Source organism: Agrobacterium sp. CFBP 3001 (assembly GCF_027871605.1).
GTDB classification, from domain to species: domain Bacteria; phylum Pseudomonadota; class Alphaproteobacteria; order Rhizobiales; family Rhizobiaceae; genus Agrobacterium; species Agrobacterium leguminum.
On record NZ_JAQAHD010000015.1, the window covers coordinates 93,444 to 116,157 of the forward strand.

At 59.3% G+C, this 22,714-nt stretch carries 20 protein-coding genes and 2 pseudogenes; 11 read left to right on the top strand and 11 right to left on the bottom strand.

What is annotated here, in order from left to right:
- Positions 1-2: 2 nt before the first annotated feature.
- The 8 genes from PH605_RS18355 to PH605_RS18390 all read right to left on the bottom strand — a co-directional run bounded on the left by PH605_RS18355 (position 3) and on the right by PH605_RS18390 (position 8,965).
- The gene (locus PH605_RS18355; protein WP_142845651.1) at positions 3-1,685 is read right to left on the bottom strand and encodes an SMP-30/gluconolactonase/LRE family protein; all 1,683 of its coding nucleotides are present in this window, start codon (positions 1,683-1,685) and stop codon (positions 3-5) included.
- Positions 1,682-2,665: an NAD-dependent epimerase/dehydratase family protein gene (locus PH605_RS18360; protein WP_142845652.1), complete on the bottom strand. Its 984-nt coding sequence runs from the start codon at positions 2,663-2,665 to the stop codon at positions 1,682-1,684. The genes PH605_RS18355 and PH605_RS18360 overlap by 4 nt, the downstream gene beginning before the upstream one ends.
- Complete coding sequence (locus PH605_RS18365) at positions 2,662-3,744, bottom strand: ABC transporter ATP-binding protein (RefSeq protein WP_142845653.1); 1,083 nt, start codon at positions 3,742-3,744, stop codon at positions 2,662-2,664. The genes PH605_RS18360 and PH605_RS18365 overlap by 4 nt, the downstream gene beginning before the upstream one ends.
- Before the next feature lie 2 nt (positions 3,745-3,746).
- Positions 3,747-4,577 (bottom strand): carbohydrate ABC transporter permease, encoded by an 831-nt coding sequence (locus PH605_RS18370; RefSeq protein ID WP_142172418.1) that lies wholly within the window; start codon positions 4,575-4,577, stop codon positions 3,747-3,749.
- A 10-nt stretch (positions 4,578-4,587) separates the two neighbouring features.
- Positions 4,588-5,514: a carbohydrate ABC transporter permease gene (locus tag PH605_RS18375; protein WP_142845654.1), complete on the bottom strand. Its 927-nt coding sequence runs from the start codon at positions 5,512-5,514 to the stop codon at positions 4,588-4,590.
- Between the two features lie 83 nt (positions 5,515-5,597).
- Positions 5,598-6,869, bottom strand: coding sequence for an ABC transporter substrate-binding protein (locus PH605_RS18380; RefSeq protein WP_142845655.1), 1,272 nt, complete (start codon positions 6,867-6,869; stop codon positions 5,598-5,600).
- A 24-nt stretch (positions 6,870-6,893) separates the two neighbouring features.
- Positions 6,894-8,060 carry a mandelate racemase/muconate lactonizing enzyme family protein gene (locus tag PH605_RS18385; protein ID WP_142845656.1) on the bottom strand — a complete coding sequence of 389 codons (1,167 nt, stop codon included), beginning with the start codon at positions 8,058-8,060 and terminating at the stop codon, positions 6,894-6,896.
- Complete coding sequence (locus PH605_RS18390) at positions 8,057-8,965, bottom strand: dihydrodipicolinate synthase family protein (protein WP_142845657.1); 909 nt, start codon at positions 8,963-8,965, stop codon at positions 8,057-8,059. Before PH605_RS18390 ends, PH605_RS18385 begins: the two co-directional genes overlap by 4 nt.
- Positions 8,966-9,080: 115 nt before the next feature.
- Here PH605_RS18390 and PH605_RS18395 point away from each other — a divergent pair, with 115 nt between their 5' ends.
- Together PH605_RS18395 and PH605_RS18400 are read left to right on the top strand one after the other, a co-directional pair.
- The gene (locus PH605_RS18395) at positions 9,081-9,992 is read left to right on the top strand and encodes a 2-dehydro-3-deoxygalactonokinase (protein ID WP_142845658.1); all 912 of its coding nucleotides are present in this window, start codon (positions 9,081-9,083) and stop codon (positions 9,990-9,992) included.
- A gap of 68 nt (positions 9,993-10,060) precedes the next feature.
- Positions 10,061-10,681, top strand: a complete 621-nt coding sequence (locus PH605_RS18400) for a GDSL-type esterase/lipase family protein (RefSeq protein WP_142845659.1) — start codon at positions 10,061-10,063, stop codon at positions 10,679-10,681.
- 89 nt (positions 10,682-10,770) lie between these two features.
- Here the strand turns inward: PH605_RS18400 and PH605_RS18405 are convergent, their stop codons facing one another.
- Complete coding sequence (locus PH605_RS18405) at positions 10,771-11,451, bottom strand: 4'-phosphopantetheinyl transferase family protein (RefSeq protein ID WP_142845660.1); 681 nt, start codon at positions 11,449-11,451, stop codon at positions 10,771-10,773.
- A gap of 512 nt (positions 11,452-11,963) precedes the next feature.
- Between PH605_RS18405 and PH605_RS18410 the strand changes: the two genes are divergently transcribed.
- The 9 genes and pseudogenes from PH605_RS18410 to PH605_RS18450 all read left to right on the top strand — a co-directional run.
- Positions 11,964-12,773, top strand: a complete 810-nt coding sequence (locus PH605_RS18410) for a ferric iron reductase (protein ID WP_271040156.1) — start codon at positions 11,964-11,966, stop codon at positions 12,771-12,773.
- Positions 12,774-12,968: 195 nt separating this feature from the next.
- Positions 12,969-15,347, top strand: a complete 2,379-nt coding sequence (locus PH605_RS18415) for a TonB-dependent receptor domain-containing protein (protein ID WP_237680935.1) — start codon at positions 12,969-12,971, stop codon at positions 15,345-15,347.
- Positions 15,348-15,401: 54 nt separating this feature from the next.
- Complete coding sequence (locus PH605_RS18420) at positions 15,402-16,322, top strand: iron-siderophore ABC transporter substrate-binding protein (RefSeq protein ID WP_142845663.1); 921 nt, start codon at positions 15,402-15,404, stop codon at positions 16,320-16,322.
- On the top strand, positions 16,319-17,368 hold the full coding sequence (locus tag PH605_RS18425; RefSeq protein ID WP_142845664.1) for a FecCD family ABC transporter permease: 1,050 nt from the start codon (positions 16,319-16,321) through the stop codon (positions 17,366-17,368). Before PH605_RS18420 ends, PH605_RS18425 begins: the two co-directional genes overlap by 4 nt.
- The gene (locus PH605_RS18430) at positions 17,365-18,339 is read left to right on the top strand and encodes a FecCD family ABC transporter permease (protein ID WP_142845665.1); all 975 of its coding nucleotides are present in this window, start codon (positions 17,365-17,367) and stop codon (positions 18,337-18,339) included. Before PH605_RS18425 ends, PH605_RS18430 begins: the two co-directional genes overlap by 4 nt.
- Positions 18,332-19,126: an ABC transporter ATP-binding protein gene (locus tag PH605_RS18435; protein ID WP_142845666.1), complete on the top strand. Its 795-nt coding sequence runs from the start codon at positions 18,332-18,334 to the stop codon at positions 19,124-19,126. Before PH605_RS18430 ends, PH605_RS18435 begins: the two co-directional genes overlap by 8 nt.
- Positions 19,127-19,492: 366 nt before the next feature.
- On the top strand, positions 19,493-20,035 hold the full coding sequence (locus PH605_RS18440) for an RNA polymerase sigma factor (protein WP_078052914.1): 543 nt from the start codon (positions 19,493-19,495) through the stop codon (positions 20,033-20,035).
- 47 nt (positions 20,036-20,082) lie between these two features.
- Positions 20,083-21,054, top strand: a complete 972-nt coding sequence (locus PH605_RS18445; RefSeq protein WP_142845667.1) for a FecR family protein — start codon at positions 20,083-20,085, stop codon at positions 21,052-21,054.
- A 54-nt stretch (positions 21,055-21,108) separates the two neighbouring features.
- Positions 21,109-21,355, top strand: a pseudogene (locus PH605_RS18450) (NAD(P)/FAD-dependent oxidoreductase); the annotation flags it as partial.
- Positions 21,356-21,369: 14 nt separating this feature from the next.
- On the opposite strand, the pseudogene PH605_RS18455 reads toward PH605_RS18450, so the two are convergent.
- Both PH605_RS18455 and PH605_RS18460 read right to left on the bottom strand, forming a co-directional pair.
- Positions 21,370-21,871 (bottom strand): annotated as a pseudogene (locus PH605_RS18455) (thiamine pyrophosphate-binding protein); the annotation flags it as partial.
- Positions 21,872-22,001: 130 nt separating this feature from the next.
- Positions 22,002-22,181 (bottom strand): hypothetical protein, encoded by a 180-nt coding sequence (locus PH605_RS18460; RefSeq protein ID WP_065654894.1) that lies wholly within the window; start codon positions 22,179-22,181, stop codon positions 22,002-22,004.
- Positions 22,182-22,714: the final 533 nt, after the last annotated feature.

Genomic DNA, 22,714 nt, shown 5'->3' on the forward strand with positions numbered 1-22,714 from the left:
CCTTATCCTTCAAACAGCGAAATGCGCGCGCCGGCAATTCCCGGGCGGCAGGAAAACAGGCCGCCGGAGAGCGGCGCATCGGCGAGTGTGGAGGCAGGCAGGCGCGTGCGGGCGCTGGTGATGAACAGCGTCGACAGGTCCGGCCCGCCAAAAGCGATGCTGGAAGGGCGTGGCACCGGCATGTCGATCACCTGGTCCAGCTTGCCGTTCGGAAGATAACGGCGCACGCACCAGCCATCCCAGATGGCGCACCAGACACCGCCTTCGGCATCCACCGCCAGACCATCCGGCCGGCCATCGGCCACCGGAATGCGGGCGAATTCACGGCGCTGCGACAGCGCGCCCGTCGCCGGATCGCAATCATAGGCGTGGATGAGACCGGGCACGGTATCGACGAAATAGAAGGTCCGGCCATCCGGGCTCCAGCCGAGGCCGTTGGAGACGATGATGCCGCCTTCCTTGCGCTCGGACGCGCCATTTGCATTGATGCGATATAGTGCACCGGTGGGCTTGGAGGCATCGATGCGCATCGATCCGACCCATATCGCGCCATCCGGCCCGCATTTGGCATCGTTGAGGCGGTTGTCGACGATGCCCGCCTCCGGGCTGACGAAGGGTGTCAGCCGGCCGGAGGCGAAATCCAGCCATTCGACGCCATCCTGCGACGCCACCAGCAACCGCCCGTCGGTGACCGGGATGACGGCGCTGACCAGCTTGCCGGTCTCGCAGGTTTCGTTGCGGCCAGTAGCGGGATCGAAGCGGTACACCGCCGGATGCAGGATATCCACCCAATAGAGCGCGTTTTCCCCCTCGTGCCAGACCGGGCTTTCCCCCAGCTGCGCACCCCAAGGCAGAATGCAGCTGAGTTCGGCACTGGGGCGGCCCGTTGCCGAACGCGGGCGCGGTCGCGAGCTGATCGCCACGGCCCCGGCGGCACCGGTAATGCGGCGGGCGGCGGCAATCAATTCACGCCCGGCGGGATGGATATTGGAGGAATCCAGCCGCGACGACGGCCCGAGCGCAACAAGCACGCCCATCGGCGTATTGTCCCGGCCCATGACAGGGGCGGCGACCGAATTCACGCCCGGCAGATGCTCCTCGTAGGAAATCGAATAACCCCGTGCCCGCGTCAGCGTCAGATCCGCCTGCAGCGCATCGAGGGTGGTAATGGTTTTGGGTGTCTGCAGATCGAGCGTCAGGCGATCCAGCAGCGCGCGGCCAACGGCGGGGTCCTGAAAGGCGAGCAGCGCCTTGCCCGGTGCGGTGCAATGCAGCGGCACGCGGCGCCCCACCTCGACGCGCACCGAAAGACCGTTCGGCGAGCGTTCGGCGAGATATTGCGTCATGGTGCCGTCAAGCCGGCACAGTGCAACCGTCTCCCCCAGTTCAGCGGCCAGCCGCTCCAGTTCCGGGGTCGCCGCCGAGACGAGATCGAAGCTCTCCCAAACCTTGTGGGACATTTCCAGAAAACGCTGGCCCAGCACATAGGTGCCGCGGGCCTCATCCTGACGGACGAGGCCATAAGCGATGAGGGTGCGCAGGATTCGCGCGAATGTCGGCTTCGGCAGACCGGAGGCGCGCAGCAGCTCGGCAAAACGCAGCGGTTCCGGCGCATCGGCGACCATGTCGAGCAGGGTCAGCCCCTTGGCAAGCGCCGCCGTGCCCCCCGGCGTCTCGGGTTTCATTGCCTCTGCTCCTTCGCGAGTCGCTGCCGCCTTGCGACCGCCGCGTCGTCCAGCATCCGGTCCATCGTCCATTCCGCTTCAAACCCCAAAGTGTTTCTGATCCGCTCGTTGGACGTATGGTAATAAACGCCGTCGCCAGGAAAATCGACTGTCACGATGGGAAGGCCGGTCAGCGCCGCAATCCTCGGCAGAAGCGTGGCGAAATCGGCAGGTTCATCCGCCTCGAGATTGAAGATGCCGCCCGCCGCGTCGGGATGGTCGAGAGCAAGCAGAATCCCCGCCACCATATCGCGTGTCTCGGTTATATGCATGCGGAACGGCCGGCCGTTTTCGTTGCGCGCCAGAATGTGCGCGGGTTCGCCGATATCGCGGGACTGGAGCAATTCGGCGATGGCGGTGTTTCCGAAATTCTGCTGCTGGCGGATGCGCGGCCGCAGGAAAAACCGGGGGCCGGAAAAGAAACTGTCCTCATCCAGCAGCTCCGCCGCATCCTGCGTATGCGAGAAACGCAGGATAACCGTTTCCATCGTGCCGTTTCGTTGGTGAAAGCGCACCAGCTCTTCGCCCAGAAGCTTGGTCAGACCGTACGGCGAATTGGGGCAAAGCGGATGGTCCTCGGTGACCGGCAGGAACTCCGGGCGGTTTTCCGGATAGACCTCGCCCGATGAGGCGAAAACGAACCGCCGCACGCCGGCTGCTGAAGCCGCATCCAGAAGCCGGCGCGTGCCCTCGACATTGACGGCAAACATGCGGTCGCGATCCGCCGGAGCCCAGGACATGAACGCCCCCAGATGCAGGACGGCGCTCACACCCTTGATGGCGTCGGACAAAGCCTGCGCATCCTCAAGTGACCCTACAACCTCCTCGCCGCCGGTTCCCGAGGGTCTGAGATCAAAGCCGCGAACGGTTCGGCCCTGCGCGCGCAAGGCGGCGACAACGGCGCGGCCGACACGGCCTGACGATCCGGTGACAAGGATCATAGTCTTGCTCCGGTCTTTGAATCGAAGAGATAAAGCTGCGCCGGATCGAAACCGAGCCGGAGTGCCTCATTGCCGGGAAGATTGCCGGTATGCGAGACGCGCGCGATCAGCCCCTTGGACTTGCCTTCTTCGCCATCTGCGACCCTTGCGCCCTCCGCATCGAAATAGACATATTTTTCCGATCCCAGGCTTTCCACCAGCGTCGGACGGACTTCGAAGGTAACAGGCGCATCGCCCAGAACGAGATGTTCCGGCCGCAGGCCGACGATCACGCTGCCCTGACGCTCGACGACCCCCGGCAGGGAAACCTGTTGCCCAAAGAGGGTCACCGTGCCGTCACGCAGTTCCGCATTGAGGAAATTCATGCCCGGAGAACCGATGAACCCGGCAACGAACAGATTGGCCGGATTGTTGAAAAGCTCGTCCGGTGCAGCGATCTGCTGGATGATGCCGCCCTGCATGATGACGACGCGATCCGCCATTGTCATCGCTTCGACCTGATCATGCGTCACATAAACGGTGGTGACGCCGATGCGCTTGTGCAACGCGCCGATCTCGGCACGCATGTGGACGCGCAGCTTGGCATCGAGGTTGGACAGCGGCTCGTCCATCAGGAAAGCCTGCGGCTGGCGCACGATGGCGCGGCCGAGCGCTACGCGCTGGCGCTGGCCGCCCGAGAGATCCTTGGGCTTGCGATCGAGATATGGGGTGACTTCCAGAATGCGCGCGGCATCATCAACACGGCGGTCGATCTCGGTCTTGTCGGTGCCGCGCATCTTAAGGCCAAAGCCGATATTCTGGCGAACGGTCAGGTGCGGATAAAGCGCATAGTTCTGGAACACCATGGCGATGTCGCGGTCACCCGGCGCCAGATCCGTCACTTCGTTGTCGCCGATGAAGATCTGGCCTTCGCTTGCCGGTTCGAGGCCGGCTAGGATTTTCAGCATCGTCGACTTGCCGCAGCCGGAAGGCCCGACCAGCACCACGAACTCGCCATTCTCGATCTCAAGCGAAAAGGGCCTGAGAACGTTGAGCGCGCCATAGGACTTACTGACGTTGCGAATGGAAATATTGGCCATGCTTATTTCTCCGCGCCAGCGGTGAGGCCGCCGACCAAATAACGTTCAAGGAACAGGTAGATTGCGATGATCGGCAGCGCGATGAACACGGATGCGGCGGAGATGTCGTTCCAGTAGGTGACATATTCGCCCTGCATCGTGGTGATGCCGAGATTGGCCGTCCAGTTGTCCGGCGAGTTGACGAGGAAGGTGCGAGCATAGGCATAGTCTGCCCAGCTGAGCACAAAGGCATAGAGTGCGGTGGCGGCAAGCCCCGGTGTGGCGATGGGAAGCACGACACGCACCATCGCGCCGATCGGCGAGCAGCCATCCACCATGGCGGCCTGCTCCAATTCCTTCGGAATGGTGTCGAAATAGCCTTTCAGCATCCATGTGGCGAAAGGAATGATCATGGTCGAATGCGCCAGCACCAGTGTCCAGAGGCTACCGATCAGACCGAAGCTGGAAAAGATCGAAAACAGCGGAATGACGAGCAGCGTCGCAGGCAACATCTTCGCCGTCAGGACGAAGAGACCCATGGTCGCGCCGCCCCGCATTGAATAACGCGACAGTGCATAACCGGCGCTGACCGAAACCAGCATCGATAGCGCCACCGAGCCGATGGCCGCCAGCATCGAGTTCCAGAGCCACAGCAGGATCGGTTTTGCCGCCCAGACCCTGGCGAAAATATCCCATTGCGCATCATCCGGCCAGAAGGTTGGCGGCAGGCGGTAAAGCTCGTCTGTGGTGGAAAGTGCTGTGACCAGCAGCCAGTAGACCGGGAACAGGATCATCACCAGGGTGAAAATCACAGTCGCGTAAAGGGCAAGGCTCTGTAAAAATGTCCGTTTCATCAAAGCCTCCTCAATAGATCGATTTCGAACGCCGGCCGAGCATCAACAGGCTCGCGACGATGCAGATCACCAGCGTAAGCACGCCGACGGCGGCGGCACGACCGAAATTGTGATACTGGAAGGCCTGGTCATAGGTCATGATCGACAGCGTCTGGGTTGAACGCAGCGGCCCGCCGCCGGTCAGAACCTTGATGATGGAAAAGTCGCGGAATACCCAAAGCAGCGTCAGCACCAGCGTCACGCCCAGCACCGGCATCAAAAGCGGCATGGTGATCCAGCGGAAACGCTGCCACAAACTCGCGCCATCCACCTTTGCGGCCGCATAATAATCGGCGGGGATGGACTGCAGGCCGGCCAGACACATGATCGAGACGAAAGGAAAACCCTTCCACACCATGGTGATCGCCACGGCCCAGAATGCGGCCGTGGAACTGCTGACCCACGGGATCATCTGGTCGGTAAAACCGAGCTTGATCGCCAGCCACCCGAACAGGCCGAAGGAAGTGTCGAACATCCACGCAAAGATGACGACCGCGATGATTTCCGGCACCGCCCAGGGCAGCGCCATTCCCAGCCGCGCAACGGTACGGCCGTTGAAACGGTTATTGGCCAGAAGCGCCGTGCTGAGGCCAACCGCGACGCTGCCGGCGGTAACGACGATGACCAGTTTCAGCGTTACCCAGCAGGCCAGCCAGAATTCCGGCGACGAGAACAGCCAGGTGTAGTTGCTCAGCGAAAACGGCCGGCTGGCGCCGCCAAGCCTTGGAATCTTGACCTGCTGGAACGACAGGTCGATGGCCAGCACGAGCGGCCAGACGATGATGGCGGCAACCATCAGGACCGCGGGCGCGATCAGAATATAGCCGAGGAGATGTTGCCGGCTGGGACGCGCAAGATCGAAGAACTTGCGACGCCCAGCCCGAACGGGTTCGGTCATGGATGGTCCTCCTGCCGGATGCGGATGATGGCCATGGCCCTTTACGGGCCATGGCAGGACAACGGGATCAGGACAATGGGGGATCAACCCTTGATGGCTTCGGCCTTTGCCTGCATGGTTTTCGCCACCTCCGCCGGATCGAGATCCTGAATGATCATCCGCTGGCTTTCTTCCATCACCATCTTGCTGAACTCGTTGTAAAAAAGCTCAAGCCCGGTCGGGATGCGGTCGATACCGGCTTCCGACGCGGCCTTCATTGTTTCGATCAGCACCGGAAAATGCGGGATAGTCTTTTCAACACCCGAGACATCCGCCTTCGGGCTTGGCGGGGTGTTGCCGCCAAGGGTGGCGTAACTGCGCTGGAATTCCGGCGTCATCGTCAGCTTGATGAAATCCCAGACCAATGCCTTCTGGTCGTCGGGAATATCGGCCGGCATGGCCAGCACGTTGGAAGACCCGCCAAGCGGCGGATGAAGCGGCGGCGCGACATAAACGATGTCACTCTTGGCCGAACCCTTTTCGGTCGTACCATAAAGCCACGGTCCATCGAGCCGCATGGCCATCTTGCCATCGGCAAACAGCTTGCGCACGTCGCTGGCGCTCATGTCGACCGGACTGATCCCGCTCTTCATCACGGTTTTCCAGCGTGAAAGACCCTCCACCATCTGCGGCGTATCGATGGTGATATTGCCGTCCTTGTCGGTCCAATAGGCGCCGGCATCGAGGATGTAGTTCAGCATTTCCGTGAGATATTGCCCCGGACCACCCTTTGTTTCGTGGCCTGTACCAAACTGATCGATAATGCCATCGCCGTTCAGATCCTTGGTCGTCGCTTTCGCAGCGGCCAGAAACTCGTCATAGGTCTTCGGAACCGCGACGCCCACCTCTTCCAAAATCTTCTTGTTGTAGGCCATCACGAAACCGAAATAGTTGGTCATGATGCAGACGGTTTCGCCATTCCATTCGCATTTCTGCTGGCCGGCCCAGCCCGTCATGTCGATGCCGTCCTTCTTCAGCCACGGGTCGAGCGGTTCCAGCCAGCCGCTATCGGCAAACATTTGAAATTCGAAGGACGCCAGATGCACGATCTGCGGCGGCTGGTTGGCCGCAAAGAGTGTCGTCATCGTGTCGGCGTAGGAGCTGCGCTCGGCCTTGGTGAATTCGATTTTCACGCCCGGATGCTGTTTCTCGAAGGCGGCGATGGCGGAGCGCCACCATTCGCCTGTGCCGGCATCATCCGTCTGCCAGGAAATGAATTTCAACACCGTATCGGCCATGGCGGGCGCTAATCCCCCCACGGTCATCAGCATCGCGGTCGCTGTGCCAAGCGCCAGCTTTTTTATTCTTTTGGTCATGGGTTCCTCCTCCAGAAAACCAGTTCAGATACGTTCAATAACGGCGAGCGCCGCCTCCGACGGCTTGACGCCAAGTCCCGGGCCGGATGGCAGGTGATATCTCCCCTCTCGGCAATCCATGTCGCCGGCGAGCAGGCGGCGGTTGGGCTCGAAAATCGAGTGCTGGAACTCGTGACCCTTCAGGGTCGGCAATGTCGACGACGCCTGCAGGCTCGCAGCGAGGAAGATGCCCGCACCGACGGTTGCGTGCGGGATCACGTCAATGCCGTGCTCGGCGGCAAGAGCGCCGATGCGGATGAAATTGGTAATGCCCTTGTGGCCCATTTCCGGCTGCACGATCGCGATGCGGCAGCGTTCGATGCGGGCGCGCATGTCCCAATGGGTGCGCCATTCCTCACCAACAGCGATCGGGACGTCTGTTCCCTTCGAAACCTTTTCCAGCCCTGCGATATCCTCCGTCCAGACCGGCGCTTCGGCAAACCACGGGTCGGAGGGTTTCATTTCGGCAATGAGTTCCAGCGCCCGCTCCGGCGTCTGGTTCCAGTGCATGTCGGCGGCAATCTTCGCCTGAGGCCCAAGCACCTGCCGCAGATTGGCGATTTCCGCCGCCGGGCCATCGTCAGCCGCCGGCGTTGCGAATTTGAAAGCATCAAAACCGCGATCCTGCCAATATTTCGCCAATTCCCCGCGCGCTTTCAGTGTCTTTTCGGGCAGGCCTGAAACATAGGCCGAGAAGCTGTCGACCCCGCCGCCGAGAAGGTCGCGGATGGATTTTCCGGCTTCCTGCCCGGCAATGTCCCATAGCGCGATATCAAGCGCGGCAAGCGCATCGACATAAAAGCCGCCGGTATAACCACGTACCCGCATCATGTCGTAAAGGTCGTCATAAACAGCCGAAGGATCGGACGCATCGCGGCCGATCACGAAACCGGCGAGAAGATCATTAATGAGGGCGGCGACCGCGCCGGGGGCGACGATGCCATAGGTCTCGCCCCAGCCGACAGTGCCGGCCCCGGTGGTCATGCGCACCAGCACGCTGCGGTCGAAAGTGGGATAGACCGTGCGATTGCCCTTGCGCACGATGTAGCCGTTGGGATTGACCACCTCGCCTTCCCTGAGCGCGCCGAGATAGGGAACCTTGCGCGGCTGGGTCAGTGTGAAGACTTCGACTGTTGCGATGGGGCTGTTCATGCGGCCTCCGCGGCAACAAGGCCAAGCTCGACCAGATTGGCGTCAATATCGGCAAGGGCCGCCGCATCAAGCTCGGGTGTCGGGGCACGCACACCGACGCCTTCGATCACGCCGCGACGGGCGAGCACATATTTGGTCAACCGCATGCGATAGACTGCCTGCAACACCAGAAGCGGCAGGGTGCGGACATAAATCCGGCGAGCCTCTTCCCGCCGCCCGGCAACAAGCGCCCGGTCGATGGCCACATGTTCCTCGGCGATCTCCAGCGCCGGCATCGCTGCCGTAGCACCTCGGGCATATTCGTCGAGAATATAACGCGCACCGCCGCCACCGATGACGCCCTTCAGGGTCGAAGGTGCATGGGCGATGATGTGGCTGATGGCCGGGCCGGCCGGAAGGGTCTCTTCCTTGACATAAGCCACCTGCGGCAAGGCGCGCACGATTTCCACAATCGCCTGGGGCGAGAGGTCGGAGCCGCGCGGCGCAGGCGCGTTCTGCAGGATGATTTCGACTTCGGGCAGCGCCTCGACGATCCTGCCGAGGAATTCGATCAGCGCCGGCGCATCCGTGCCGACCGATTTGGGCGGCTGCACCATCAGATGGCGAATGCCAAGCGCCGATGCCGCCCGCCCATGCTCGACAACCTCACGCCAGTCGGCAGCACTGGCGCCGGCCACGACCGGCACACGACCGGCTACCGCATCCACGACGATCTTCAGCAGCGTTGCACGCTCGGCGGCATTCAAAGCCTCCACCTCGCTGGCGAAACCGGGAAACACGACACCATCCACGCCCTTGTCGAGCGCAAAGACCACCAGCCGCTTCATGCCCGCTTCGTCAATGCCACCATCAGCCAGAAACGGCGTGGGCAGAACAGGCAAAATCCCCTTGAGGCCAGCCACCATCTTTTTCCTCCCAATTGAGTATCATATTTTGATACCTTGAATTCACTAATTGACACTACATAGACTCGCACCCTATGACAAGCCCCAAGATGAAATGAACGAGGAGGTTCAAGACATGGCTGCAACAGCGACATCGATCATCGTTGATTGGGGAACAACATCACTGAGGGCGGCGCTTGTCGGTGAAGGCGGCGAAGAATTCGATCATCTGGAAACCGCCGACGGTATTTCGAGCCTTGGCAAGGGTGAGCATGAGGCGGCCCTGATGGCGGCACTCACCCCGTGGTTCTCGCACCACGGTGCCTTGCCCGTCGCGGCCCTCGGCATGATCACCAGCCGCAACGGCTGGGTTGAAGTCGCTTACGTGCCGTGCCCGGCAGGCCCGGCGGAACTTGCCGCCGGCACGGTGCGCAGGTCGCTGCCGAATGGCTCGGATCTCGTCTTCCTGCCGGGTCTCAACGACCCCGCCCGCCAGCCCTTTCCGGATGTGATGCGCGGCGAAGAAACCCAGATCGTCGGCCACGGCCTTGGCGAAAACGCCACCCTCATCATCCCCGGAACCCACAGCAAATGGGCGCGGGTGAAGGCGGGGCGGATTGACGGCTTCCAGACATTCGTGACCGGTGAAATCTTCAACCTGCTCATCAATCATTCCTTCATCGCGCGCGGCTCCACGCAGCCGCCGGTCGACGATCCGGAGGCCTATCGCTGGGGTCTGAAAGAGGCAAAACGATCCGCCGCCATGCTGTCGCTCATGTTTTCGGCGCGAACCGGCGGGCTTGCCGGCCGGCTTTCGCCGGATCAGCTGCGCTCCTATGTTCGGGGACTGGTCATCGGGCAGGAGTTTAGGCAGGCCCGTGAGGCGGGATGGTATGCGGAAGGAGACGAGGCAGCTATCGTCGGCAATGACGGGCTGAACGATCTCTATCTGGTTGCCGCGGATGTATTCGGCCTCAGGACATCGATTGGCGCGGACGACGTCCTGACGAAAGGGGCCCTGACCGTCCTGCACCAAGCGCTTTCGTAACCTCAGCCGACCGCGGGATGCCGAAATGGCGGCATCCGCCTTTCAGTTCACATGTTTTTAGGACCGTCATGTACGACTTCCCGGCCAATATCGGCACCAGCCGTCACGAAAACGATATCATTGCCATTCTGGCCCGCCTTCAGCGCATCGGCCTTCCAGACAATCCGATCGCCTTTTATGGCTCATCCTCGTTTCGAATCTGGAGCTCCGTCACCGAGGATCTCGGCTCGCTGGATATCGTCAATCTGGGATTTGGCGGCGGCACTTACCTCTCCGCCAGCCACTACCTGCACCAGCTCCTGGTTCCCTTAAAGCCAGGCAGAGTGGTGCTTTATTTCGGCGAAAACGATATTGCCAGCGACGGCCTCAAGGCTCAGACGACGTTTCGGCACCTGCAGGATTTGCGCGACAGCATCTCTCGAGCGCTCCCGCAGGCGGACGTGTTTATTCTGGCGATCAAGCACAGTCCGGCGCGCTGGATTTACCGCCATGAATTCGATCTTTTCAACCAGACGGCGCGCGACTGGTGCAACGGTCGCGAACGCACGACATGGCTTGATCCGAACGCCGGCCTCATCGGTGAAAATGGTCTGCCGATGTTCCGTTATTATTTGCCAGATCTGGTTCATCTGAATGCAGCAGGCTATGCAGTCTGGTCGGAAGCGCTCAGAAAAACGTCGGTCTGCTGAACAGAGCTGGCTCGGGAAATTTGAACGGAGGAAGAAGTGGAATTTCTGCCTGACTTCGGCTTAGATGCCGGGAACAGGAGATACGAAATTCAAATCACCTCCAAAATACGCTTTAAGATGCTGACGCTGGTACATACACAAATCGCGGGTGGATTCTTTTCAGTAGCCACGGCCAGAACATGAGTCGCATCAAGTTGACGCCATCGTCCATATAAACGTTCAATCGGAAGTGCCGCGATAAAGGTCTCGGAATCTTCTGTGTCGATCACAACCTCCGAGAGCGGAATCACGAGACCTGCCCCATTGGCTTTGACAGCGGCCTCCTTCGCGGTCCACATCTTCAAAAATCCGACGTTTTTCGCATCCATTGGCGCGTGGAAAGCTGAGGTAATTTCCTTCCAGAAATCTTCCTCCCTCTCGGATTCGACATCAACACCAATACGACCCGACCGCGAAAACGCTACGACAACCCAGTTGCCGCCATGCGAGAGATTAAAATCCAGAGGGCCGGCGTTTACCAGGAAAGGCTTGCCACCCGCTGCGCGCGAAAAATGAAGGTCTGCGGTTTCCATTCCGACGGCCGCACCGACCAGTAAGCGCTTGAGGACATGCGCTCCTTGAAAACGGCGACTATCCTCCAACTTATGGAAACGCTGCGCTTGGGCCCACTCGACGTCATTGAGAAGCGCAGCCGCATCGTAAACCGCAAGAATTTCGGAGACAGGGATTGCAACGACAATACCTGCGTCGGCCTCACCCTTATCAAACATTTTCAAAGTCGGTCATACCATCCACTTTTGCGCATCTCTTTTCGGAAGAAGCTCTTTTGCTTCTATCGCAGAATTGACAATCGAGATCATCATCATTCTCCCCTTCCACTAAAACAGTCATCACGGTTTTCGGCAGCGACGATCAACACTAAACGTCAGCGCCCCAACACCGGTGTCCATCAAAATATTTTTCATGACAAAGTCCTAAAGAGCCGATCCTGTTCGTCTAAACTACGAGAGGAAATTCGCATGTTCCGTTTCTCGGTGTCACCATGCATCGGATCGAAGGGTCGCATATGCTTGCCCCGCAAGCGTTTGCGCACTTCATCGGCAAACTGGGCCAGCTTTGGCAAACCGATGCGATGCAGGCAAGGGCTATTTCAGCGAGAGAGGCATGAGCCTGATTTGAGATGCGAACCTGATGGATGCGGCAGACGATGAGACATCATGAAACTGCCGGCGTCCCCGAAGCCAGCGATATTCTGACGGAAGCGACCGTTCTCCAGCAGTCCATGTGGCCTGAAGTGCCGTGCAGCACCGGCGCGATGCTTCCCGGCTGGACAACCGCTGCCGAGTTGTTTTCCAGCCCTTCGGCATTGCAGGAATTCCTGGATTATGAGGCATCGTTCGATCCCGGCGTAGATCTCAAAAGCCGCGCCGCATTTCTGATGAGCGACTATTGCTACATCTTCTTCATGGCCACCGTGCCGTTGCTGGTTAGCCGCGGCATCGTGCCTGATATGTCGCCTGATGCCTTTTCGCTGCAGTTCTATACCCATCATGGCGAGCATGACGGGGAGCCGATGACAGTGCGGCGTGCCCGCGTGAGGCTGTTGTCGCCGCAGATTTTTGCGGATCGGGATGACGGGCCGCATTCGACGGTCACGGACCACGCAGGCCTGTGCGAGCATTTCAGGATGGGCGTCGAGCAACATTTCCATCCGCTGGTGGAAGCATTGGCAAAAAGAACCGGCTTTTCGAAGAATGCGCAGTGGCGGCTGGTGGGAGACGCCATCGCCGGCAGATTTCTCGACGTTGGAAGACGGTTCGGCTGTCTCGCCGATGCAATTGCAACAGCAATGGCGATCGTCAAGGTACAAGGATCGCCGCTGAACAACCGCCAGCTGGGGTATTTTGACCTCACCCTGCACGACAGCGCATTGAAGGAACCATTCACCTACACGTTTCGCGCGCGTGGCGGATGCTGCCGGTACTATACCGTTAAAGGTGCGGAAAAGTGCCCGACCTGCGTATTGAAGTCGAGCGATGAACGGGACGCCTGTCTGCTACAGGAAATGCGTGCCCATTTCTGCCTGAAGTAGAATTATTATTTTTCATAAATTTATTTCGACTTGAGAGTCCCATAGTCCCTTCCCTGTTCGTCTTCAGCATGAGTGGGCGGATATTGCCGCCTTTTGTCTGAAACGCTTATCAAGTGCGCGGGAGCGGGGGCTTCAATGGAATGCAAGGGAATTAACGGCAGAACGGCTCGAACCGGTCTGGCTGGATGGGTGGCGATGCTGCTCGCAACGTCGGTTTCTGCTCTGGCGATGCATGTGCCGGCCGCAGCGCAAGGCACCGAACAGGCAAGCGCCTCGCCGCGACAGATTTCGATTGCCGCCGGGCCGCTTACCTCCGCGCTCAATCAGCTCGCCACGCAAACCGGCCTGCAGATCATCTTTGACGGTTCGATTGCGAATGGCAAAACGTCTAACGGCGCCAGCGGCAATCTCACACCTTCCCAGGCGCTCAGCTCAGTGCTTGCAGGGACCGGTGTCCAGTCGCGGTTTGCCGGCCAGAACCAGATCGCCCTCAGCCTTGCGGCGGCTCCTGCAGATGCCGCAGCCGTCGGTGCCGACGGCACGACTCAGTTGCAGGCCATAACGATTTACGGTTCACGCAACGCCACTACGCTTGCAAGCGCATCCTCGAGCATCGGCATCGTCAACGCAGAACAGATCGCCGACGGTCAGATCAGAAGTTTCCGCGATAGCTTCCGTCGCATGGCAAACGTCATGGACGGCGACTGGGCCGATGCCGGCTTCATCATTCGTGGTGTCAGCTCGGAAGGTCTTGTTCCCGGCGGCGCGCCTCTGGCGACACTTTACATCGACGGCGTCCAGCAGACGGTGCGTGGGGCACGCCGCGGGGCACGCGGGCTGTTTGACGTGGAGCAGGTCGAAGTCTATCGCGGCCCGCAGTCCACCCTGTCGGGCCGCGCTGCCATGGCCGGCGCCATTTACATAAAGACCAAGGATCCCACCTTCGAAAAAGAGGCGGAGCTCTCGACCACAATCGCCACCGGCAATCTTTACGGCACCGGCTTCATGTTCAATACGCCGCTGGTGGACGATCAGATCGCCATTCGCATGTCTGGTGAGATCCAGCGCAGCAAGAACGATATCAATTACCCGACCTTCGAGCGTTATGAGAACTACAACGAGTTCACGCACGACTTTTATTATCAGGTCCGGGGCAAGGTCCTGTTTGAACCGGCGGAGATGCCGGAGACGCGCGCGCTTCTCAGCTACTCGTTTTCACATGACAACCCAGCCGTTCGCGACATTGGCGGTCCGGCCGGCTCCATCCCCTTCAGCTTCGATCAGAAACGCGGCGACTACCTCATTCCGGCCTACATAGAATATCGCCCGACCGATGTGCATAATGTTGGGTTGGAGGTAACACATGATTTTTCAGACGAGTTAAAGCTGACCTCACTTTCGGCCTTCAGCTATTCCGATGCCGATCGTCTTTCAGTCAATTACGGAACTCCGGGCGAGATTGACACCTATCACGGCTACTACAAGGAATGGATCGCCTCCCAGGAAGTGCGCCTCAATTATGAAGGTGACAAATGGGACTGGGTCGGCGGCGTCTATTTTTCCTATGAAGATGAAAAAAATTTCTATGACCGCACCATTCCGCTGACCGCCACCGTCAAGCGTAACCAGGTTCAGCGCAACACGCAGAAATCGTTCAACGCCGCCCTGTTCGGAGAGGCGACCTACGAATTCGTTCCAACATGGAAAATTACCCTCGGCGGCCGGCTGGACTACACGGATCAGGACATAACGCAAAATCTGGTACGCACCCAGCCTCTTGGCGGCAGGACGACAGTGATGACGGACTATGCCGCGTCCTTCAGCGAGGTCAATTTCGTACCGAAAATTGGCCTTTCGAAAGAGCTGACTGACACACAGACGGTTGGGGTTACCTATTCCCAAGGCTTCCGGACAGGGGGGGCGAGCTACGATTCGTATCGGCGCACGGCCTATAATTACGAACCCGAAAAGGCATCGACCTACGAGATTTTCTATAAGGGCTCGTTCATGGATGACCGGCTGACCGTCAATTCAAACGTGTTCCTGACCAAATATTCGGACCAGCAGGTTCTGATGCAGCTGGATCCGACGGACCTGCTAAGCCGGCGCATCATCAACGCCGCGTCGTCGGAAGCATGGGGCTTCGAGTTCGAGCCGGCGTTCAAGGTCACTGACAACCTCGAAACCTTCGCATCGCTCGGCTACGTCCATACCGAGTTCAAGAATTTCAACGATCTGACCTATGGCAATCTGTCCGGCCTGCCGTTCCCGGAAGCGCCGGAGTGGTCGCTGGGTCTCGGCGCTCGCTACACGTTCGATAATGGCGTCTATATCGGCGCGGACGCCAAATATACCTCGAGCTATCTGGCCCGTCTGGGCAGCCTGCCGCACGATTATCTCGACAGCCGTTGGATCGTGAACCTGCAGGCGGGCTACAAGACCGAAAGGTGGGAACTCAACGCCTTTGCGCAGAACCTTCTGGACGAGAAATATTTTGTCTATAACGACAACAATATTGCCGCCACGCTCGGTGAGCGCCGAAACGTCGGCCTGAACCTCAAGGTCAAATTCTGATGCGTTTCCTGCGCGGCTCCCATGCCGCGCAGGCTTCCATTTCTGGAGTAGTGAATGATCCTGCGGTCGTTTCTCATCTTGCTGATGGGACTTTTTGCCTCCGGCGCTTCGGCGCAATGTTCGGGCCGGTCCCTCACAACAGGCGTGTATGGCGCACCGATCTGCGTGCCGGACACGCCCCGCAGGATCGTTGTGCTCGATCCTTTCTATAATCTTGGAATGGCGCTTGAACTCGGCCTGCCTTTGGTCGGCGCACCGCTTATGTCCGTTCAAGACCACGAACTGAAAGAAAAAGCCGAGAAGGCGGCGGTCGCCGATATTGGCGAAGCACGGCAGCCGAGCCTCGAGCGCATCGTGGCCCTGAAACCGGACCTGATTATAGGGGATGCCGCCCTGCACGGCCAGTCCTACCAGAACTTCGCCAAGATTGCGCCGACCGCGCTCATCGATGCAAAGAGCTGGAAAGACCATTTCCGCACATTGGCGCTCCTTTCAGGCAAGAGTGACGAGGCGGCAGCGATGCTGGCCGGTTACGAAAAACGAGTTGCCGCCATCAGAGAGAAGACCGCTTCCCATAAGGTATCGGTATTGCGGGTGACGCCCAGCGGTTTTCATGTCTATCTCGACGGTCCGGCCGCCTATGCGCCTTATGAGGTTCTTCGTGATGCCGGCGTAAAACGGAGTGCGTACGAAACGACTGAGGACAATACGGTCTTCAAACGGCCCGAATGGGAGGACCTTGCACTCCTCGACGGGAACATCCTGCTTTACGTCGTTGCCGGCAGATATGACACAACCATGGACGATGCGCTTGCCGACCGCACGACCAGCAACCCCTTTTGGCAAATGTTGCCGGCAGTCGCATCCGGAAACGCCCACCGGGTCAAGCGCGAAACATGGATGAGCTTCAACGGCATCGGCTCCGCCAACAAAGTTCTCGATGACATCGAGCAATATCTGCTGGATAAGCCGTGACATCGTTTCGCGGACTATCGAATGCGGAAAGACCGATACATCCTCGCCGCGCGGAATTTTTCTGCGCGGTCCTGCTTCTGCTCGCCATCGCTGGCCTGCTGTTTTCCGCAATGCTGGCAGTAATCGCTGGCCCGACGCCCCTTTCACCGTCGACGGTGCTCTCTGCAATCTTTCGCTTTGACGGCTCGCGTGATCATCTCGTCGTGATGTTGCTGCGCTTGCCACGCGTCGCAGCGGCCATGATCGCCGGAGCGGGCCTGGCCGTCTCAGGCGCAATCATGCAGGCCGTGACGAAAAACCCTCTGGCTTCGCCGGGTCTGCTCGGCATCAATGCCGGCGCCGCTTTCGCAGTCGTGGCCAGCCTGTCGATCATCGGCGTTTCGGGCGACGCGCTGGTCTGGTATGCCTTTGGCGGCGCAGCTTTTGCCGCGTTCTGCGTTTTCGTCATCGGTTCTATCGGGCGTGTGGGCGCGACCCCGCTGATCATGGTGCTGGCTGGAGCGGTGGTCGCGACATTTCTCACCTCGCTTACTACGGCAATTCTGATCTTCGACCAGACGACACTTGATGCGGTGCGTCTGTGGACCGTCGGTTCCTTGAGCGGCCGGACGATGGATCAGGTCATCACCGTCATGCCTTATTCGCTTGCGGGGCTGTTCGGATCACTTGTCCTTGCCCGACATCTGACGACCTTGAGCCTTGGAACCGATGTCGCCACCGCGCTTGGCCAGAACCCGGCCCTCTGGCGCAGCCTGTCGGTCGTCATCGTCATTCTCCTGTCCGGCAGCGCCGTCGCACTTGCCGGACCGGTCGGCTTCGTCGGTCTCGTTGTGCCGCACATCGTTCGCCTTGCCATCAGCATGGATTACCGTTGGGTCATTCCCTTCAGCGCCGTCATCGGTGCGATCATGGTGGTTCTCGCCGATCTCGCCGGACGGATCATCCTCGCCAACCAGAGTTTTCCTGTTGGCGTCACGATGGCGCTGATTGGAGCGCCGTTTTTCCTCTGGCTGGCACGTTATCGCACGGGGGCAGGCAAGCCGTGACACGCGCGATAACTGTTCTGATCACTCTTAACCTGCTGGCCGTGGTTGCTGCAATGATGTGGGGTGACCAATCGATTGCCTGGCGTGACGTTGCCGATGCGGTCATCGGCACGGCGTCACCCGATCTGCAGATGATTGTCATCGAATTCCGGTTATCGAGGGCTATTCTGGCTCTGCTTGCGGGCGCAGGCCTCGCCGTTGCGGGGACGATTTCGCAAACCGTCATGCGCAATCCCCTCGCGGAACCCGGCGTTCTGGGCATCAATGCAGGCGCAGCGCTTTTCGCAAGCGTAGTGATCATCGTTTTTGCCAATGTTTCGCCAGCCGTTCTGCCATGGGCTGGCTTTGCGGGGGCCGTCACCATGGCGACGGCGGTTTACGCCCTGTCCTGGAAACGCGGAACCTCCTCTCTGCGGATAATCCTTGTCGGCATCGGCTTAAGCGCGCTCGCTGGCGCGGGAACCAGCTTTCTGACCGCATTCGGCAATGTCGTCGATGTTCAGCGCGCGATGATCTGGCTTTCGGGCAGTGTCTACGGCGCCGACTGGACAAAGGTCCAAAGTCTCCTGATCTGGCTCGCCGCTCCGCTCGCCCTGAGCTGGTTCTCCTGCCGGCAACTGGATCTCATCCGTTTCGGCGACGATGTGGCGACGGGCTTGGGACAGAGGGTCAATCTCATGCGGGCATTCCTGATATTGCTCTGTACATTGATATCGGGAGCGACCGTCGCCATGGTCGGGCTGGTGGGTTTTGTCGGACTGATCGCGCCGCATATTGCAAGGCGGATCGCCGGCCACTCCCATGTTGGCCTCATTCCCGTTGCCGGGCTGACAGGCGGCCTATTACTCTCGATCGCCGATATTGTCGGCCGCACCGTCATCGCGCCGGCGCAGCTGCCGGCCGGTATCGTCACTGCCCTGCTGGGCGCTCCATTTTTTGCCTATCTTCTGAAGGGCCGCAGGCATGTCTGAACACTATCGCCTCGCGACACGGGAGCTTTCCCTCGGATATAACGGCTCCATTATTGTCGATGACCTGAGCCTGAACATTCCATCCGGACGCTTCACCGTTCTCGTCGGCCAAAACGGCTGCGGCAAATCCACGATATTGCGCGCGCTTGCCGGGCTTCTCGCCCCGATGAAAGGAGAGATATTTCTCGACGGCAGGCCGACACGGAAAATGCCATCACGGGAACGGGCAAAACAGATCGGCGTCCTGACGCAAGGGCCTCAGGCCCCTGAAGGATTGACGGTTGCCGAGCTGGTCCGTCAGGGGCGTTATCCGCATCGCAGGCTTTTCGAGCGATGGTCCAGCCGTGATGAGGATGCCTGCGCCCATGCCCTTGATCTCACCAACATGACGGCGCTCTCCGGCCGACAGGTGGAATCCCTGTCAGGCGGCCAGCGACAACGCGCATGGATCGCCATGGCGCTCGCCCAGGAAACGGACATTCTTCTTCTCGATGAACCGACGACGTTCCTCGATCTCGCCCACCAGATCGAGATACTCGATTTGATCCGGCAGCTTGTTCGTGATCGGGGTCGCACCATCGTCGCGGTGCTCCATGATCTCAATCAGGCTGCCCGTTACGCCGATGAGATTGTTCTCATCAGGGATGGCAGGATATTTGACGCCGGAACGCCAGGCGCCGTCATTACCGACAGGAATGTTCTCGATGTCTTCGGCGTCAACGCCGTCATCATGCCGGATCCGCTTTCGGGAACACCGATGTGTGTCCCCGTCCCGTCCCGCGGTTGAGGCGAGCTGCGACGTGTGGCGGCCTCGCAACATTGGTTGGCTTTTTCGTAAATTGCAATCCGGCCTCACTCATCCCCAGGTCTTACTCCGCAGGGCCAAAAGATGTAATGAATCCAGACATAAACATGATAAAAAATATCCTCTTTTATGCAGCGAAGGATTTTTTCTCGGCACAAACCGTAAATCATTGCACTTGCATCGCTTTTTACCCACCAGTAGAAATTCCACTACGGCGATGATGGGTCAAAACTGTGCTGCCGGATGATAACTTGGGTCGGACGAAGGCCTTGGAGAGCTCCGGTTTGCGCTCCTTATTCGCCCCCTTCAGTTGTCGCAGATTGCAGCTTGCGGAGGATCAGGAAAGCGATGCGGACGTCGACGGCCAGCCTCAATGAAAGTGACGGAACCGACCTCTTAAACAGGGCGATCGTCGAGCATTACGGCGACATTATCAAGGCAGTGGGCGGACGCAGCCGGTCAGACGGGGCCGCGCGGGAAATCGTTCACGACCTCTACGTAAAACTCGCATTGCAGCCGGACGCGCTCTCCGGCAAACGATCTATAAAAGCATTTCTGTGCCGCGCCGCATCCAATATGCGGATCGACCGGATCAGACGCGAGCAGTTCGAGTCCCGACTTTTCTCCGGTTCGGATGAAGATGCGAAAGCGGTAGTGGCGACGGACAGCGCTCCCGACCAAGGGATGGACGTCGAAGCGCGGCTGGCGATCCTCAAACAAGCCATTGCCGACCTGCCTGAAAAACGGCGGGCGGCATTCGTGCTGCACAGGCTGCATCATCTCTCACCGGACCAGATCGCTTCGAAGCTGAAAATTTCGCGCAATATGGTTGACCGGCACCTCAGGCGCGCACTCAGCCATTGCCTCGACCGCCTTTTCGAAATGGAGTAAACATCCCAATCCAAGCAGTTCATTCGTCTACACATTGGAGAGCATAATTGGAGCGTTCCGTGAAACGTAGACGTCTGACGCGCGATCAGCGCAAGCGAAACAGAGAGGCAGCCGACTGGGTCTTTCGCAACCGCGACCCCGAACAGCCGGAAACGGAGCGGGCGGAGTTCCGTCGCTGGATGGAGCTGGATCCGGAGAACTGTCAGGCCTACACGGCTGCGAAGCGCATTCTCGGCGAAGCGAGAACTGCGATCCGGTCCGATGCCGGGCTTCGTGATATGCCGGTTGACACCTCACCACGTGGGCGCAACGCGATCATCTCTTCAATCGTGGCAATCATTTCGGCCGGAGCACTCTTCATTGCCCTGGACGGCGCCATGCGTCTGAGTGCCGATATTATGTCCGGCGCCGACGAAATGCCGGAAGTCACGCTGGAAGATGGTTCGCGGGTTCAGTTGAACGCGTCGTCGGCGATCACACTCGATTTCACCAACGGCCGAAGGACGGTTCGGCTCCTGCGCGGTCAGGCATTCTTCCAGGTCGCCCCGGATGAAAGTCGTCCGTTCTCCGTCAGCACAGAGGATACGCTCGTCACAGCTCTTGGCACGGCTTTCGATGTTCGCCAAAGCGCGTCAGACACGCGTGTCGCCGTAACGGAACATTCCGTAAGGGTAGAGTTCAAGACTGAGGGAAGCATCCCGGTGAAACTCAGGGAAGGTGAAGAAATGCTTCACCTGAACGAGACAGGGGAAAGCACGATCCGCAAAACGGATGCCGCTACTGCTCTTGCCTGGCGCCGAGGCCAGCTTACCATCGACAATATGCCGCTTTCCTACGTTATCGAGGAAATACAACGGCACTTTCGTGGGCGCATCGTCATAGGAGACGACGCGACCGCCCGCCGGATCGTCAGCGGTACGCTCTTCGTTACCGATACAGAGGGTGCGCTGAATTTTCTGCGGACCGCGCTCAAGGTTCAGATATACAGGATTGGCCCCATCGTCGTCGTAACGTCCTGATACAAAACCAAGCTAAGGCTGTAGCCCTTTATCATGTTGGGGGATGCCTTTGTACCCGGCATCCGGGCCGATCTGGCGGGGCGAAAGGTACCTGTCTTTGATGGCCGGATCACCGGGATCACTCGTCACGGGGACCGCAATGCCACTATCAAGCTCGATATCGGCCTCGATGTCGCAGTCGACATCCTCCTGTTCGCGCATCCGCACAATAAGCCGTCCGCAAGCCTTCATGACGCACTGGGCCTTGCCACGGTCAACGCCAACCGGCATCGCCCTCAAGACCGACGGGCGCCGCGAAACCAGAGACCGTCCTTCCTCGGCTGGCTTTTCCTGCGTGTCGTTTGCTATCGAGAGATGCGCCACGCCGCGCGATCGCCGTGCGGCAGGCGAGGCTGGCGACATTTTCCATATGCGCAGCATCGCTGACGACGGTGTTATAAATGCTGACATCCTCAAAAACGCGGGTCAGGTTGACGTCCTGCTGCGTGAAAGTTTCGATCAGGTCGTGATATTGCATCCCGGTGATTGCGAGGACAGGAACTTGGTCCAGCTTGGCGTCATAAAGACCGGTCAGAAGATTGGTGCCACCGGGACCCGAAGTGGCAAGACAGACGCCGAGCCTGCCGGTCCATTTGCCATAGGCCGTCGCCATGAAGGCGGCGGATTGCTCGTGTCGGGTCTGGACAAACCTTATCGCATCCTGACGTTTGCGAAGCGCCTCCATGACGCCATTGATGCCGTCTCCCGGAAGGCCGAAGATCGTGTCGACCTTCCAGTCGATCAAGCTCTCCACCAGAACGTCTGCTGCGGTCGTCATGATCAGTTCCTCAACTCTCGGCGGTCGTTCCAGACTGGCCATCGAAAGCGGTCATGAAACGTCCTGTCCCGTCAGGGAATAAAACAAGGAAATCCCCACGACGCGCGCGGGGATTTCCAGTCTGTCAGCGTTAGGAGTTTTTGTGGCTCTGTTGACCCGCCTTCACATGTTGCTCATGCGTGCCACCGCGGGTCTTGCCATTGTCGTCATTATTGGAGGCCGATGCCGACTGCGAACGCTTGTCGCTGTTCTTGTGGCTCTGCTGGCCGGCCTTCACGTGCTGTTCGTGCGTACCACCTTGATTTGGCATGATATGTCACTCCTCATATGGTGATTTTTCACTTGCGCACCCTGTGGCGCGCCCTAGACCAACCATGCCGCGCCACGGGAGTTCCGAGATTTAATATTTCGTGAGGAGCTATTGACGGAACGGCCCCGAGCCCGGCTGTCGCGCGCAGGGCCGTCGCAATCGCCGTCTGTACACTTGCGTACGTCTACCTTTGGAGGTTTCCCTGTAGCCGGAATTTTCCTGAACGACAGCAATATCGTTAAGGCAGCGGACAACACTGTTGTGTCCGCGGAACACGACCCTGCTCTACGCCGTGCAGACGTCGCCCGACCCAGCACCTCGCCGTCGGAGCTTGCGGCGTTTCTACATTTCGGTGCATCCCTAAATTACTTGCGCGCAGGATAAAACGTAGCCGGCGGACGGGAACAAACCTCTACAAGCAAGGTTCGGGTCGCTCCACGGAACCTGTACCCGGAGAGGTGTAACATGACCAGGAAAACGCTCTGCATTCCTGAAGAAAACCGCAGCCATCACGATCCCGGCGACAATGGCCG

What these genes read in the sequence shown, in the direction of transcription:
- PH605_RS18440 (WP_078052914.1), top strand. Translation starts at nt 19,493, where the DNA reads ATGCGGACGTCGACGGCCAGCCTCAATGAAAGTGACGGAACCGACCTC.
- PH605_RS18400 (WP_142845659.1), top strand. Translation starts at nt 10,061, where the DNA reads ATGTACGACTTCCCGGCCAATATCGGCACCAGCCGTCACGAAAACGAT.
- PH605_RS18390 (WP_142845657.1), bottom strand. Translation starts at nt 8,965, where the DNA reads ATGGTGGCTGGCCTCAAGGGGATTTTGCCTGTTCTGCCCACGCCGTTT.
- PH605_RS18405 (WP_142845660.1), bottom strand. Translation starts at nt 11,451, where the DNA reads ATGTTTGATAAGGGTGAGGCCGACGCAGGTATTGTCGTTGCAATCCCT.
- PH605_RS18460 (WP_065654894.1), bottom strand. Translation starts at nt 22,181, where the DNA reads ATGCCAAATCAAGGTGGTACGCACGAACAGCACGTGAAGGCCGGCCAG.
- PH605_RS18435 (WP_142845666.1), top strand. Translation starts at nt 18,332, where the DNA reads ATGTCTGAACACTATCGCCTCGCGACACGGGAGCTTTCCCTCGGATAT.
- PH605_RS18415 (WP_237680935.1), top strand. Translation starts at nt 12,969, where the DNA reads ATGCTGCTCGCAACGTCGGTTTCTGCTCTGGCGATGCATGTGCCGGCC.
- PH605_RS18420 (WP_142845663.1), top strand. Translation starts at nt 15,402, where the DNA reads ATGATCCTGCGGTCGTTTCTCATCTTGCTGATGGGACTTTTTGCCTCC.
- PH605_RS18410 (WP_271040156.1), top strand. Translation starts at nt 11,964, where the DNA reads ATGTGGCCTGAAGTGCCGTGCAGCACCGGCGCGATGCTTCCCGGCTGG.
- PH605_RS18370 (WP_142172418.1), bottom strand. Translation starts at nt 4,577, where the DNA reads ATGAAACGGACATTTTTACAGAGCCTTGCCCTTTACGCGACTGTGATT.
- PH605_RS18380 (WP_142845655.1), bottom strand. Translation starts at nt 6,869, where the DNA reads ATGACCAAAAGAATAAAAAAGCTGGCGCTTGGCACAGCGACCGCGATG.
- PH605_RS18375 (WP_142845654.1), bottom strand. Translation starts at nt 5,514, where the DNA reads ATGACCGAACCCGTTCGGGCTGGGCGTCGCAAGTTCTTCGATCTTGCG.
- PH605_RS18365 (WP_142845653.1), bottom strand. Translation starts at nt 3,744, where the DNA reads ATGGCCAATATTTCCATTCGCAACGTCAGTAAGTCCTATGGCGCGCTC.
- PH605_RS18360 (WP_142845652.1), bottom strand. Translation starts at nt 2,665, where the DNA reads ATGATCCTTGTCACCGGATCGTCAGGCCGTGTCGGCCGCGCCGTTGTC.
- PH605_RS18355 (WP_142845651.1), bottom strand. Translation starts at nt 1,685, where the DNA reads ATGAAACCCGAGACGCCGGGGGGCACGGCGGCGCTTGCCAAGGGGCTG.
- PH605_RS18385 (WP_142845656.1), bottom strand. Translation starts at nt 8,060, where the DNA reads ATGAACAGCCCCATCGCAACAGTCGAAGTCTTCACACTGACCCAGCCG.
- PH605_RS18395 (WP_142845658.1), top strand. Translation starts at nt 9,081, where the DNA reads ATGGCTGCAACAGCGACATCGATCATCGTTGATTGGGGAACAACATCA.